The 13,481-nt window shown below is 44.9% G+C and carries 9 protein-coding genes; 5 read left to right on the top strand and 4 right to left on the bottom strand.

What is annotated here, in order from left to right; genetic code table 11:
- Positions 1 to 24 precede the first annotated feature (24 nt).
- Entirely contained in the window at positions 25 to 2,247 is a 2,223-nt protein-coding gene (locus B5X68_RS09970) for a T9SS type A sorting domain-containing protein (RefSeq protein WP_170916619.1), read from the bottom strand.
- Between the two features lie 392 nt (positions 2,248 to 2,639).
- Between B5X68_RS09970 and B5X68_RS09975 the strand changes: the two genes are divergently transcribed.
- The 4 genes from B5X68_RS09975 to B5X68_RS09990 all read left to right on the top strand — a co-directional run bounded on the left by B5X68_RS09975 (position 2,640) and on the right by B5X68_RS09990 (position 6,418).
- On the top strand, positions 2,640 to 4,424 hold the full coding sequence (locus tag B5X68_RS09975) for a sensor histidine kinase (protein WP_141110255.1): 1,785 nt from the start codon (positions 2,640 to 2,642) through the stop codon (positions 4,422 to 4,424).
- A 20-nt stretch (positions 4,425 to 4,444) separates the two neighbouring features.
- Positions 4,445 to 5,203: a response regulator gene (locus B5X68_RS09980; protein ID WP_082214539.1), complete on the top strand. Its 759-nt coding sequence runs from the start codon at positions 4,445 to 4,447 to the stop codon at positions 5,201 to 5,203.
- Positions 5,204 to 5,339: 136 nt separating this feature from the next.
- Positions 5,340 to 5,846 carry a hypothetical protein gene (locus B5X68_RS09985; RefSeq protein ID WP_082214540.1) on the top strand — a complete coding sequence of 169 codons (507 nt, stop codon included), beginning with the start codon at positions 5,340 to 5,342 and terminating at the stop codon, positions 5,844 to 5,846.
- A gap of 59 nt (positions 5,847 to 5,905) precedes the next feature.
- Positions 5,906 to 6,418 (top strand): hypothetical protein, encoded by a 513-nt coding sequence (locus B5X68_RS09990; RefSeq protein ID WP_141110256.1) that lies wholly within the window; start codon positions 5,906 to 5,908, stop codon positions 6,416 to 6,418.
- Positions 6,419 to 6,437: 19 nt separating this feature from the next.
- Here the strand turns inward: B5X68_RS09990 and B5X68_RS28610 are convergent, their stop codons facing one another.
- From B5X68_RS28610 to B5X68_RS10005, 3 genes are all read right to left on the bottom strand, one after another.
- Positions 6,438 to 6,659 (bottom strand): hypothetical protein, encoded by a 222-nt coding sequence (locus B5X68_RS28610; protein WP_141110257.1) that lies wholly within the window; start codon positions 6,657 to 6,659, stop codon positions 6,438 to 6,440.
- A gap of 928 nt (positions 6,660 to 7,587) precedes the next feature.
- On the bottom strand, positions 7,588 to 7,977 hold the full coding sequence (locus tag B5X68_RS10000) for a DoxX family protein (protein WP_082215299.1): 390 nt from the start codon (positions 7,975 to 7,977) through the stop codon (positions 7,588 to 7,590).
- A gap of 121 nt (positions 7,978 to 8,098) precedes the next feature.
- Positions 8,099 to 8,941 carry a glycerophosphodiester phosphodiesterase family protein gene (locus B5X68_RS10005; RefSeq protein WP_082214543.1) on the bottom strand — a complete coding sequence of 281 codons (843 nt, stop codon included), beginning with the start codon at positions 8,939 to 8,941 and terminating at the stop codon, positions 8,099 to 8,101.
- A 152-nt stretch (positions 8,942 to 9,093) separates the two neighbouring features.
- Between B5X68_RS10005 and B5X68_RS10010 the strand changes: the two genes are divergently transcribed.
- Entirely contained in the window at positions 9,094 to 13,230 is a 4,137-nt protein-coding gene (locus B5X68_RS10010; RefSeq protein WP_082214544.1) for a hybrid sensor histidine kinase/response regulator transcription factor, read from the top strand.
- Positions 13,231 to 13,481: the final 251 nt, after the last annotated feature.

Raw genomic sequence — 13,481 nt, forward strand, 5'->3', positions numbered from 1 at the left:
CTTTTCACATTGGGCGTGTTAGGGTTACCTTTTTATTATTCTGGTAGCTATTTCCTTTTCCGTATCGAGCGCTTTCATCTTTACTATATACGTTCCTGCGGGCAGTGACGAGAGATCCAGAGATAGATCATGGTTCATTAGTTTTACAGACGAAGATATCTGCGACATTTTTCTTCCGTTAATGTCATAAATGCATACCCTTGCTTTCATAGGCTTTGGAAGGGTAAATAATGCTCTGGCGGTGCTGTTTGTAGGATTTGGAAAAATAGCGACCTGATAGCCAACGTTTAAGCTGGGTTCAGCAGCGAGAATGACAGATATGATGAAAGGCGTGGAGACAAACGTACATCCGTTTGAAGTTACTGTAATTGTATAGGAACCCTCTTCTTTAACCACATAACTGTTGGTTACCGCACCAATAATATCCTGACTATTCCTACGCCATTGATATGTTTGTCCAGGCGAAGGGATGATGCTAAGCATTAGCATTTTACCTGGAATAAATACATTCGTCCCTGTGCTTGAAACGATTTTTACTGTTGATTCATTCACTTCCTTCAACGTCCTCGTATCTGACACAGCTGAGCAGCCTTTGGTGTCAGCCACCTTAACGGAATAGGTGCCTGCCTTATTTGCTGAGTAAGTTTTTGTTGTAGCTCCTGCAACAGCTGTACCATTACTGAGCCATTGATATGTATACGTACCACTGCCTCCCGAAACAGTTGCTGAAAGTGTTGCAGTTTGCCCGGAGCACATAGAAACAGGACCCTCCACTGCAATTTTAAGACCGCCACCGGAAACGACCTTGACTGTACTGCTCACCTCACAACCTTTTCCGTCAGCAACGGTTACTGAATAGTCGCCCGCCTTATCTACGATGATTTTGTTTGCTGTGTTTCCAGTGGACCATTTGTAAGAGTAATTTCCTGAACCTCCGGTGACGTTTGCCACGAGTTCGGATGAACTTCCCTGGCATAAAGCAAAATCAGTATTTGAGGTTACATTAACAGCTTGCGGGCAAAAGTTCATCTTCCACAATTCCCCAATACCATTTTTGCTGCTGTTCAAAGGGGTGAATGTGGTTGAATAAATATAAGTTTTCCCGTTTTTGTAGGGGACCAAAAAATCAATCGCCATTCCGATGTCACTTTCGCGCTGCTCGTACTTTTGCACGAATTGACCTTCCTTGGTTAAGGCGTAAATTTTCTGGTGGCTCTTGTCACCTCGAACGCTGGTCAGAAAATGAAGTTCATCGTCAAGTAAATATGTTTGTCTGATGCTATCGGCGTAGGGAAAATTGAAAAGCTTGGTCCCGGCGCTTGTACCGTCGCTCTGTATAACTGATTTCGCAGCTTTCTGATTGATGCCGTTGCTTAATGCATAGAATTTATCTTCTCCTTTGAGCAATTCCCAACCGATGTAAGCATTGAAACCTTCATAACTTACCGAAATAGTCTTTTTAGCCGATCCCGGTGCGCCGTTACCAAGCCATATTTCAAATGATGCAAGGTCAGCAGCCAACTCGGCCTGGCAAAAAATGATCAGGTTGTCATTCAATTTTCCAATTTGTTCAATCCTGCTTTTCGCTGGAAATACCTGGCTAATGCTCGTGCCCTGCTCAGTGCCATCCGACTGCCATAATTCATTGTGATAGGTTTTATCTCCATTTTGCGTTGCTCCCGAGAAAAGCATCAGGTTTCCGAATTCAAGAAAGCTGGACGGCTTAAGCGCTTTCAGCTGAAAACTAGCCCAATCACTTTCACGTATTACTTGAAATCCGCCCATCAAATTATAAGGGGCATAATACATTCCGTGTGCATAAAACACATTAAAATGATCAGCAGGACTGTTGATGAGACGCCTCTCAAAACGTGTTTCCTCCGGGGATGTGCCGACTCTATGCACCGCATTGCCATCATCCAAACTCCAAAAACGCAGTTGCCCGTCAGACTCCATGAACTTGTAACGTGGCCGGGAATTTCCAAGAGGTGTTTTGAAATCACCAAGTAAAATTGTACCTGTCGGTGAACCGTCACTCAACCCAATCTTATTATCAAAAATCGTCGCACCTCCGCTATGTTTTGACGGAAGGGCACGTGTGAAGTAAAGCTTGCCCTGGAACGGGTACATCGTGTATTCTGCCAGGACTTTGGTGGGATTGGAATTAATTGAATATGTGCCCTGTTCCGTGCCGTCGGATCGCCAGAGGTTATTATCGAAGCCTTCAAAAAAAATCAAATCATCCAAAAAAGTAAATCTGAAAGTAGACGAATAAATGCCGTTTCCCTCAGGATTGATATCACGTACTAAAACCGGAGTTTGTGCTCTGATTTCCTGCCTAGTTAATAAAAGAAATAGCCAAGCGAACAACCAAAAGATAGAGATGCTTTGTGATTTCATGAATGTTCGAGGTCCCATATTTACGTGGTTTGCAATGCTGCTATAATTAAAGATTCATGGCAAACTCTTTCAGCAAACATCACCTTTCCACATATCCTTTTCAATCTCACTGCATTAAAAGGGGAAAATCATGAATGAAAGCGGGCAAATGTGACGTGAACTTGTTTTAGTTTATCTTCAAACTTTTATATTTTTAACAACAAATCCTCCTGATTTCTGTTGTGAAAATCCCGCTGATAATGGCTCGTCTTTTGCTGGTTCTGATGCCTGCCATTACTGTATTGGCGCAGCAGCCAAAATTTTTAGCACCACAACCCCACAAGCTGCTATATGCCGATACCATTTACAATAAAGCTTTAAAAGAAAAGGATACGCTTTTGCTGGCCGAAGCCTACTATTTGTATGGAAAAACTTCGGAATCCACCGGCGATCTGATCACGTCCGAACGCTGGTTTTTACGGTCACTCCGTTTGCTGGAACCAAGAGGGGATTCGCCGGAATTGAGCAGGATATACAATCGGCTTGGTGGTAATAAGCTTGTTCAACGAAACTACAAAACCGCCCACAGATATGTGACTTTGGCGATAGCGGTTGCCAGACGTACCGGCTCCGGCATCAACCTGGACAGAAGCTATGGCAGCATGGCCAATATCCACGACATCGATTGGTCGGAGGAAGGCAAGAAGCCAGATCTCCCAAAACCCCGGAGAGACAGTGTGTTATATTACTATAATAAAATCCTGCAACTGGCCGAAAGAGATCAAGATTCATTAAGGATCGCATTTATCTATCAGACCCTGGGAAGTTACCATTGGCGATACTTCAATGATAGAGAAGATTTTTTGAGCTATTCGAAGAAGGCACTGGTTATTTTTCAAGCAAAAAAGAAGGACCGGGAAATAATGGATTTACTGCTGAATTTAGCGAACCATTACCTTGACACCGGCGAATTTGATACTGCATGGAAAGTCCTTGGGCAGGCCCGGGATATCTATAATCAGAAGAAATACAATGTGTTTTTAATCAATCAAAATTTCGAGGAATCATTTACAAGATATTATCGGCTGACGGGAAATTGGAAGCGGGCTTTTGAACACAATGAAAAGCTTAGAAACCTGCAAGTTTCCACTTATCTCGCGGATCGTGACCTGGCATTTTCGAGGCTCTGGAAAGAATATGAAGCTGAGAAAAAAGATGTCCAGCTCAGGGCCAAAGACACCGAACTCGCACTTCGGTCAAGCGCATTGAAAGCGCAGCAACGGTTCACTATTGCCATGGCGATTTTGCTTCTGGCAACTGCTTTGATGAGTATTATTTTTTTCAGACTTTATAAAAAGAACAAACGGATCAGCGAACAAAATGAGGTGTTGGTACGGGAACAAAATCATAGGGTCAAAAATAACTTGCAGGCAGTATCCAGCCTGCTAAGCCTGCAATCTGACGCCTTAACAGATCCGACTGCGATCATGGCCATTGAAGAGAGTAGGTTACGGGTGGAAACAATGGCAATACTTCATCGGAAATTGTACGATGGTAAGAGGCTGGCCCAGGTTTATGTGCCCGATTTTTTGGATGAATTGGTAGAAAGCGTCCTGGACTCATACGGTTATGAAGACGTACAATTGAATATAGAAGCAGATGTAATTTATCTGTCTGCCGATAAGGCGGTCCATCTTGGATTGATTCTCAATGAATTGATTACCAATGCCTGCAAATATGCTTTTCCTGAAAACGAGCAGCCGACACTTTTCATCGAGTGCAGGGAATTATTGGTGGGCAAGCAACCGTGTATTCAATTGCAAATCGCGGACAATGGGAAAAAATACAGTGACTTTTTTATAAATACCAGAAAAAATAGTCCTGCCAATATGCAAAGGAAAGGATCCGGATTCGGGTTGAGGTTAATTAAAATGGAATCCGACCAACTTTATGGAGTGTATCATTTTACATATGAGAATGGTACGGTTTTCAGGATGAATTTCCCTAAATACAAGAATGAAGTTGTCAGTAACATAGCCAATTAGTCAAACCGTAACTTTGACACATGCAACAGCTCAATGTATTAATTGTCGAGGATGACGTGCTAACAGCCACAGATATTCGAAAGACACTTGAAAAAGCCGGACATCAGATCACTGCCGTTGCCAGATCTTTCCGGGAAGCGGTTTCTGCCGTGGATCGTCAAATCCCGGACATTGTATTGCTGGATATTGTCTTGTCCGGATCCCTGGATGGTGTTGCCGTTGGGAAAGAAATTTTGCTGCGGGAGCAGATCCCCATCGTGGTATTGACCGGGAGTACCGAGGAGGAAACCTACCAGCGTGTCAAGGAAACATTCATTCCATCCGGATATCTTACCAAGCCTTTCCGTCCGCTGGATTTAAGGCGTTCTGTGGATCTTGCGTGGCAGAATTTTCGACCTCAGCTCTCATCGGCAGGTTCCGCTGCATTATCGGAGGACAGCGTATTTTTGCCAGTTGAAAAAGGATTTGAAAAAATAGTTAAATCTGAGGTGACTTATATCTCCACGCAGAAAGGAATGCATTCTGTGCATATTTTTGAAATATATAAAAAGCAGCCCCGGCTCGTCCAGCTTTCAATGGGACATCTCGAGCAGTACTTTTCCCTTCCCAATTTTTACAGACTTTCCCGATCCCTTCTTATCAACCTCAACTACATTGAACGCATTGAAAGCGGGCAGATCAAGATTCAGGATGAACGAACGCTGCTGACAATTCCCGAAGCCGGCCGCCCCGAACTTATGAAACGCCTGGCAGTAGTACGAGGTCCGAAAAAAAGTTAATAATGTATAAGTAAAAAAATGGACTCATGACCCATTCACCGCAGTTCATTCAGGATTAGGAGGTTTTGGCGAGAAGGAATTGACAACTATCCCCAGAAATAGGATGTTTGTAACCGAACCTTCAAAAACCTGACTTATGAAAGCCTCTTTACTCATCTTATCCGTTCTTTTTATCACATTCAATGTCCAGGCCCAGGTAGGCGAAACAATCGTAAAGGTCAACCAGGGTGCAGCCACTTTAAATCAGGGTGCTTCAACGATTACAAATACCGCCACAGCAGCAGGTAATACGGCTACGGCCCTGAGTAGGAGCGTGCAGCTGATCAAGGGATTTATTCCTGAGAAAAAAGACAAGGATAAGTCCAAAGCCGCACCGGATGTCGTCGCGGAAAAGCCAGCTAATGTCATTGTTCTGACCATCATGAATGTCGATTATAACAACCTGAAGACAGTGGAAGAAAATGTAAAGTCCCTGACAAATGTGAAAAGCACTTCAAAGAAATTCAGTACGGCGAACTCCACGATCAGTATCGAATACACCGGCCAGGCCGATGAGCTATGGGACGCTTTGCCGGAAACTGTCAAAACGCTGTTTGAATTGAAAGCACTGGGAGATGGGACAATTGCGCTTGAGAAGAAGTAACATTTTTACAGACTGTCAGCAAATACACGTAATCAAAGTCGCTAAAAGCAAACTACACAATGAAATCACATCAGAAAATAAACTACGTTTTTATATTATTCATGGCCCTCGCCTCCCTGATCGGCTGTAAAAAAGATTCGGATGTAACACCTTCGGACGAAAATAGCATTGTCGGCAAATGGCGGCTGAAAAGCGCTAAGCTCAATGCCAAAGTCAAGGTGAATGGTACGATTCAGTCGGCCAGTAACAATAGGGCAGGAACACCTGCTGAGGTCATCGACATCAAAGACGATGGCACGATAGATGATCCGGGTGACATCTTTGGGACAGATACTTATTGGTGGGATTATAAGGTTAAAGGAACCGAACTGGCACTTGGTGATCCTGACGATATCGGATACTTTACGCTCAGCTCGGATTCCCAAACCATGAAATGGCAGATGAACCTGGAACAAGCGCAGCGATCGTTGAAAGAAACGGACGGGTTTTCTTCCGTTTTTAACGTGGATGCCACTGCGATGCAGGATGCGTTGGTCGAATGCGATCTGGTCCTTGATTTTGTCAAAAATTAGCGGCCAGCCCTTTTTACATTTATAAGTAGCGGCGTCCGTGGATTTTGAATTTCCGGTTTTGCGAGCCATGCTGGACTTCCAGGATCCCGCGATAGTCAGAAATCCCCGAAGTACTTTTTACTTCGTCCCTGATCATCAGTCTGGCATTATACTTTTCCCCTGAAAAATAATCTGTAAAGCCTTTTCGTTCCTTGACGGTCATAGTATAACTCACATTGATGGTTTGACCATCAATTATCATATACGCCCTTTTTAATGGGGTAGCCACGAAAATATATTGGTTTTCAGACAAGGGTGTTGAAGCAAGGCTAAAATAATATCCGGGCTCCAGGGAAAACGGCTGGTGGTTAATTTTCCGATCCTGTGGGCAAATTCGTGATACTGCTGCGAAGTCCGATGCCAGCAAATTAAGGCATATAGAAATGAAAAAGGATAGAAGTAGCATATAGGCTCAGCGTTAAGTTATGATTATCGGGTTTTGATTGAATTGTGAGTGATATTGCCTGCCATGGCGACAACAAAAGCCCGGAAGATTAGTCGACCCGGCTGATAAATTAACACGTTGAGTAGAGCCTGAATCAGCGCAAAACAGTCTTGAATGCGCTTCCAACCTTATTATTAACGGCAACGAGTCAAACGCCAGGAGCAACATTGCCTAGCGCCTGATTTTGAAGCCGTAATGTTGATTGACTTTCTTTCCCAGCCTTGGTGCGCGTCTCTTTCAAATACACACAGAGTATCAAAAGAACAGACGCTATTAGTAAAATACATTTATTGTTCATAAGTATGCGGATAGTGTAGCCCCTAACAGACGAATGAAATTGCACAAATTCTGTGCCAGAAAAATAACCGATTTACCATAAAGTCTTCATGTACATAGCCTAACGGTTACATACACGGCACTTTTGGAATTTGATGTGGAATTACGGGTGTTTTAATAATCGGTAGGAACCGATCTGGGAGAGAATTTAGAAAACTTAGAATAATTATAAATAGGTAAACTGTGGTCGTAGCATGACGATTCCAGAATTGGGGTTTTGCTTCCTCAATTTGGAACAATGCCAACTGTGTGTTGTTAACTTGTAGAAAGGCGGTTAACAATCACATTTAACTTACTGAGAATACGGGTTGTAGCGCTTCTGCATACGATGCCAGGTGTGGACTATAACTTATATCGCCCCAGCAGCTTTTGCATTCAATCGTTTGTGATAGAAAATATATGAGCAGGCGAGTATGACAATCAGTACCAGCATGAATACCCAGTCTTTGAGAGGAAAGCCCGAAGCATAAAAAGAGTAGCTTGCGCCGATAAGATCAAATGTATAACCCGCATAAGCCCATTCTTTAAGCCGCGGAAAACCTGGTGTAAGGATAGCTATTACGCCTAACACTTTTGCTACTGCTAAAAAATGGAACACATACGGCCGATAACCAATAGCTTCCATCATTTTTGTGCCGTCGGGGTTTTCGATAAAACTCGAGGCTGCCGAAAAAAGCATCATGCCCAATATCAACCCTGTTGAGATCCAGTAAATAATGTTAATAGTTTTGTTGTTCATGACCGTTGTCAGCTGATTGATTACCAATGTACTTGCAACTTTTCGGTTACGCAAATTTGTCTCTACTTTTCGATCTGTTCTGTAACTTTTGAAGAGAGGAAATCGAGTTTTCCATATCGCTTTACCTTTTGAGCGCTTCGCGTGCTTCCACCGGGAAGTCAGAAATAAGTATATCTAAATTTTGCTCCTGTACTTTCGCGCGATATTGTTCACGCTTTAATGGTTTTCCATCATGGCGTAAATCCTCGCTTACATCCGCCATTATGAGCACATTTTCTTTTCGTAAACGGGTTACTAGTGAAGCGGGCGTTTTGCTCGTAATGTAGGCAACGCGTTTACCGGTTTTGACAGGAACTTCTTCAAATCTCTTCCAAGCTTCCTCTGTTTCTATGAGAGCCGATATCAAAACATTTTGACTGGCCTCGGCCACTTGGACAGTCACGGGATTTTGGAAGGTCAATACCAGCATTCGATCCTCTAATTTGTGCTTTTTTACCTGATCGAGAGCTTCCTTGTAAATGGGTGATTTAATGTCAAGCATGAGGTTAACCTTACGCCTTTTTATAAATGATAATATTTCTTCCAATGTCAGGATGTGCTCGTTCGTAATATTTCCGTCTTTTGTTTTAAGCCGAAGGGAATTCAAATATTTATCGTCTAAATCTTCCAATTTGCCGCTTCCATTTGTAGTCCTGTCAGCAGTCGGATCATGCATCAGGTAAATGGTGCCGTCCTTACTTCTCCTTAAATCGATCTCAATGTACACGGTGTCTTTGCCGAAAGCATTGCTGGTAGCGGTGAAAAGTGCCAACGAACTTTCGGGAAACTGCGCGTACGAGCCACCGCGATGGGCAGCAATAATTACTTGGGCGTGAGCAGTTTCAATCGGGCCAGAGGCGAAAAACAAAAGGGTGTATTTCAGAAATTTGAAGAAATTTCGGGCAAATCCTGGGCTACCGAACATGAACTAAATTTTTTGCGGAATCAGTAATATGGTTCCAATTTAAATTATATCTGCGTGCATCTGGCCAAATTTTCCCGGTTAGTTTCTTTCAGACATTGCTGATACGCACATCTGGTGTACGAAGTGACGAAAAAGATTCGTTTTTTTGTGTGATGCGAAGTTGCTTTTGGTGTATTTGTTGGGTCGTAGCCATCGTGCTGGGTTGGGTGGAAAGGGGCGTGGCTCAATCCAATGAATACCAGTTTGCCCGCTACAATACCGAACGTGGATTATCCCATAATGAGGTCAACTGCTTTCTGAAAGACAGCAAGGGTTTTGTCTGGATCGGCACGGCCAATGGCCTGAACCGGTTCGATGGTTACTCGTTCCGCGTTTTCAAGCACATTCAGGGCGATTCTAGCACCATTTCTAATCACCGCATCAATGCAATATTTGAAGATCCCCAGGGCTATATCTGGATCAACACACAGACCGGATTTGATATATACGACCCTATCACTGAGCGCATTGACCACAATGCAGATCAGGGAGCCAAAAGGCTGGGATTGCCCGACGCCAATTTTAGCCGTATCATCAAAACCCGCACAGGTGATTACTGGATTAACCACAACCGGCTGGGATTAGTCAAATTTATAACAAGTGCCAAAAAGCTGGTTAAGGTCAAATTCAATCCTTCCGAAAATTCATCTGAACCCGCTAAGCGGCTGATCTCCGATTTTGATGAGGATTCACAGGGTAATCTTTGGGTGGTATGTGATGACGGTTTGCTCGCCCGTGTGCAGGCGCAAACAAATGTAATTGATGTGCAAAGTGCATTGTTACAAAACCGTAACCTGGGTAATTTGTCCAACCACAAGGTTTTCGTGGATGATGACGGCGAACCCTGGGTTTATGTAGTGAAAGCTGCATTAGGCGCTTTTTATTTTGATTTTAAAAACAATGTGCTGCGCATTGCCAACACTGCGGGCCAGGATTTTCGCCTTAGTAACAATACCGTGAGCTCCATGGTCACCGGCCCGGACGGGCGCATCTGGATGGGCACCGATCACGGCGGCATAAATGTTGTGGACAAAAAGAGCGGGACGGTTTCAACATTGCTTTTCAATCCCGGCGATCCCAGGACGATCAGTCAGAACAGCATTCAGGCGCTTTATAAGGACCCGACGGGCATGATATGGGCGGGGACATTTAAAAAAGGGTTTTGCAGTTACCATAAAAATATCTTCAAGTTCTCGCTGATTCAGCATGCACCCGGCGATCCGCGCAGTCTGCCTTTCGACGACGTCAATATGTTTGTAGAGGATCAGAAAGGCAATCTTTGGCTGGGCATGAACGGTGGCGGTCTTGTTTATTTTGATCGAAAAAACAACACATTCAGGCAATACAAGAATGTTCCGGGTGATCCGAAAAGTTTGAGTAACAATGTGATTGTCAGTCTTTGTCTGGATAAAAGCAATGTGCTTTGGATAGGGACCTATTTCGGAGGACTAAACAGTTTTGACGGCAAAACTTTCACTCGTTATCTGCACGATCCCACCAATTCGACCAGCCTCATTGACGACCGCGTGTGGGAGATTTTTGAAGATTCCCAGAAACGACTTTGGGTGGGAACGCTCGCCGATGGCCTTGATTTATTTGATAGAAACAAAAAGACATTCCGCCATTATCGCAGGCTGGCGCCCAACTCCGTCAGCTCGGATTACATTTCGGCCATGCTGGAAGACAAGCAGGGCAACATTTGGATCGGAACGGCGAATGGAGTCGATGTTTTAATGCGGCAGACGGGCCGTTTTATACATTATGCATACAAAGCCGGTGATCCAACAAGCCTGAGCAGCGATGCCGTAACCTCGCTGGCGCAGGATAGTTTCGGCAATATCTGGATCGGAACTTCAGAAGGATTGAACCTGTATGATGCCCGGAAAAACGCGTTCGTAGCCTACGATACGCGGCATGGCCTGCCGGATAATTCGATTCTCACCGTGGCTGTCGATGCCTTGCAAAACTTGTGGCTTGGGACGCCGAAAGGATTGGTTAATGTGAACATTTCCACGCGTTCGGGTAGCATGCCCAAAAGCATTCAGGTGCGTACTTTTAACGAGGTCGATGGTTTGCAGGGTAGGGGGTTCAACGAAAATGCGGCGCTACGGCTGCAATCGGGCGAAATGGTTTTTGGCGGTGCGAACGGATTTTCGATTTTTGACCCAAAACAAATTACAAACGAGCGCACCGCCACAAAGGTGATGCTCACCGATTTCCAGATTTTCAACAAAAGCGTTCAGCCCGGAGAGCTATTCGATGGTGAAGCTGTCCTGGCAAAGTCCATTTCGCTTACGGACCGCATTGTGTTGAAATACAGCCAGAATGTATTCACGATTGAATTCGCCGCACTGAATTTCCTGCATCCCGAAAAAAACCATTACCAGTATACATTGGAAGGTTTTAACGAACAATGGTTCGACGCTGATAACACGCGCAAGGTAACTTACACCAACCTCGATCCGAGGACGTATGTTTTTAAAGTGAAAATGAAAGAAGGCGGCGCGTCCACCGAGCGCAGCCTCCGTGTGGTTATCCTGCCGCCTTTCTGGCGTACGCCGTGGGCTTATTTTCTGTATTTCCTGATTGTGGTTGGCGCATTGATGACTGCACGCTGGATCCTAATCGAGCGCGAGCGGATGAACTTCAAACTCGAACAAGAGCGACATTATGCGCAGCAGTTACACGAGCTTGACATGATGAAAATCCGGTTTTTTACCAATGTTAGCCATGAGTTCCGCACGCCGCTCACGCTCATGCTCACGCCGCTGGAAAACCTGCTGAAAAATATCCGTTCGGACCACGCCGTGCATAGGCAGCTGTCGCTCGTGCACCGGAATGCGCAGCGGCTTTTTAATCTGGTAACCCAAATGCTCGATTTCAAAAAGCTGGAAGTGGAGGAAACGCAGTTTCGGCCTGAGCGCGGGGACATTGTCCGGTTTTTGCGCCAGATCGCACAAACATTCTCGGATCTGTCTGAGCATAAGCACATTCGTTACCGGTTTGAAAGTGAGCTAACATCGCGTTATGCCGATTTTGATCAGGATAAATTGTCCAAAGTCATGTATAACCTGCTTTCCAACGCATTTAAATTCACGCCTGAAAATGGTCAGGTTACTGTAAACCTGCACGTTGTAGCGCTGGAAGAGGGCGAAGCTTTGGAAATCAGTGTGGCGGATTCAGGGATAGGAATTCCGCCTGAGGCGCAGGCCAAGGTTTTTGAAAGGTTTTACCAGCATCCGATGCCCGATAATATGATGAACCAGGGCAGCGGCATTGGGCTTGCGATTGCCTGGGAATTTGTCAGGATGCACGGCGGCGCCATTGAACTGGAAAGCGAAGTGGGCAGGGGGAGCACATTTACGGTCACATTGCCATTGCTGGAAAGTCCGCCGCGTGTTTATTCCTTGCCCGCGGCAGAAGCATCGCCAACTGAGGAAACTGCCTTGGAAATAGAGCTTCCGGCCGAAAAACCGGTGAAAAACAAGCCACTCGTGTTGCTCGTGGAGGATAATGATGAATTCAGAGTGTATTTGAAAGAGGTTTTTCAAAAAGAATACGACATTCTGGAAGCGGCCAACGGGAAGATCGGACTGGAAATCACATTGGAACAAATCCCCGACCTGATCGTGAGCGACGTGATGATGCCCGAAATGGACGGGATCGAATTATGCCGCATTATTAAAACCGACCGGCGCATTTCCCACATTCCGGTGGTGTTGCTCACGGCCCGCGCCGAGGAAGAGCAGCAATTGCAGGGTTACCAGACCGGCGCAGATGCTTACGTGACGAAACCTTTCCGGCTCGACATTCTGCAAGTAAGGATGGCAAACCTCATCCGTCAGCGCGAGCAGTTGCAGCAGCAATTTCAGCAGCACGTCGAGATTCGTCCGAGTGAAGTCGCGATCCGTTCGCTCGATGAAGAATTCGTAAACAGCGCCGTAAAAGTGGTGGAGGAAAACCTGCCGAATGCAGAGTTTACCGTAGAGGAGCTGAGCGACGCCATGTCGATGAGCCGCATGTATTTGTACAAAAAAATCCTTTCGCTGACAGGCAAAACACCCATCGAATTCATCCGCATTATCAGGATCCGGAGGGGTGCAAGTCTGCTCGAAAAAAGCCAGCTATCGATCTCCGAAATTGCGTATCAGATAGGTTTCAACAACCCCAAATATTTCGCCAAACTCTTCAAAGAAGAATATAATATGCTTCCCACAGCATATCGCAAAGAGCATCTTGGCCAGGAATAATACAAAAGAACATTCTGATACGAACATAAGCTTGGCATGTAACTGCTCATTACTTGCTCAATCTTCTTTTTACAAAATCTTCCTCCAAATGCACTCACAGGCGAAAAAATAGGGTGATTTTTTGCGAAAGTTTACAAATGAACCCCTATTTGTAAACATTTGGATCCCCTGCTGATTGTTTTTTAAAGGCACATTTGTCCAACTATTCATTCGATTTATACCAAATCCGGTGCGTCAGCCAGGCGTATTGG

Origin of the sequence: Dyadobacter psychrophilus, assembly GCF_900167945.1 — a bacterium.
In the GTDB taxonomy this organism is placed as follows: Bacteria; Bacteroidota; Bacteroidia; order Cytophagales; family Spirosomataceae; genus Dyadobacter; species Dyadobacter psychrophilus.

Coding starts and splice junctions, on each gene's coding strand:
- B5X68_RS09975 (WP_141110255.1), top strand. CDS start 2,640: ATGGCTCGTCTTTTGCTGGTTCTGATGCCTGCCATTACTGTATTGGCG.
- B5X68_RS09980 (WP_082214539.1), top strand. CDS start 4,445: ATGCAACAGCTCAATGTATTAATTGTCGAGGATGACGTGCTAACAGCC.
- B5X68_RS09985 (WP_082214540.1), top strand. CDS start 5,340: ATGAAAGCCTCTTTACTCATCTTATCCGTTCTTTTTATCACATTCAAT.
- B5X68_RS09990 (WP_141110256.1), top strand. CDS start 5,906: ATGAAATCACATCAGAAAATAAACTACGTTTTTATATTATTCATGGCC.
- B5X68_RS28610 (WP_141110257.1), bottom strand. CDS start 6,659: ATGATAATTGATGGTCAAACCATCAATGTGAGTTATACTATGACCGTC.
- B5X68_RS10000 (WP_082215299.1), bottom strand. CDS start 7,977: ATGAACAACAAAACTATTAACATTATTTACTGGATCTCAACAGGGTTG.
- B5X68_RS10005 (WP_082214543.1), bottom strand. CDS start 8,941: ATGTTCGGTAGCCCAGGATTTGCCCGAAATTTCTTCAAATTTCTGAAA.
- B5X68_RS10010 (WP_082214544.1), top strand. CDS start 9,094: ATGCGAAGTTGCTTTTGGTGTATTTGTTGGGTCGTAGCCATCGTGCTG.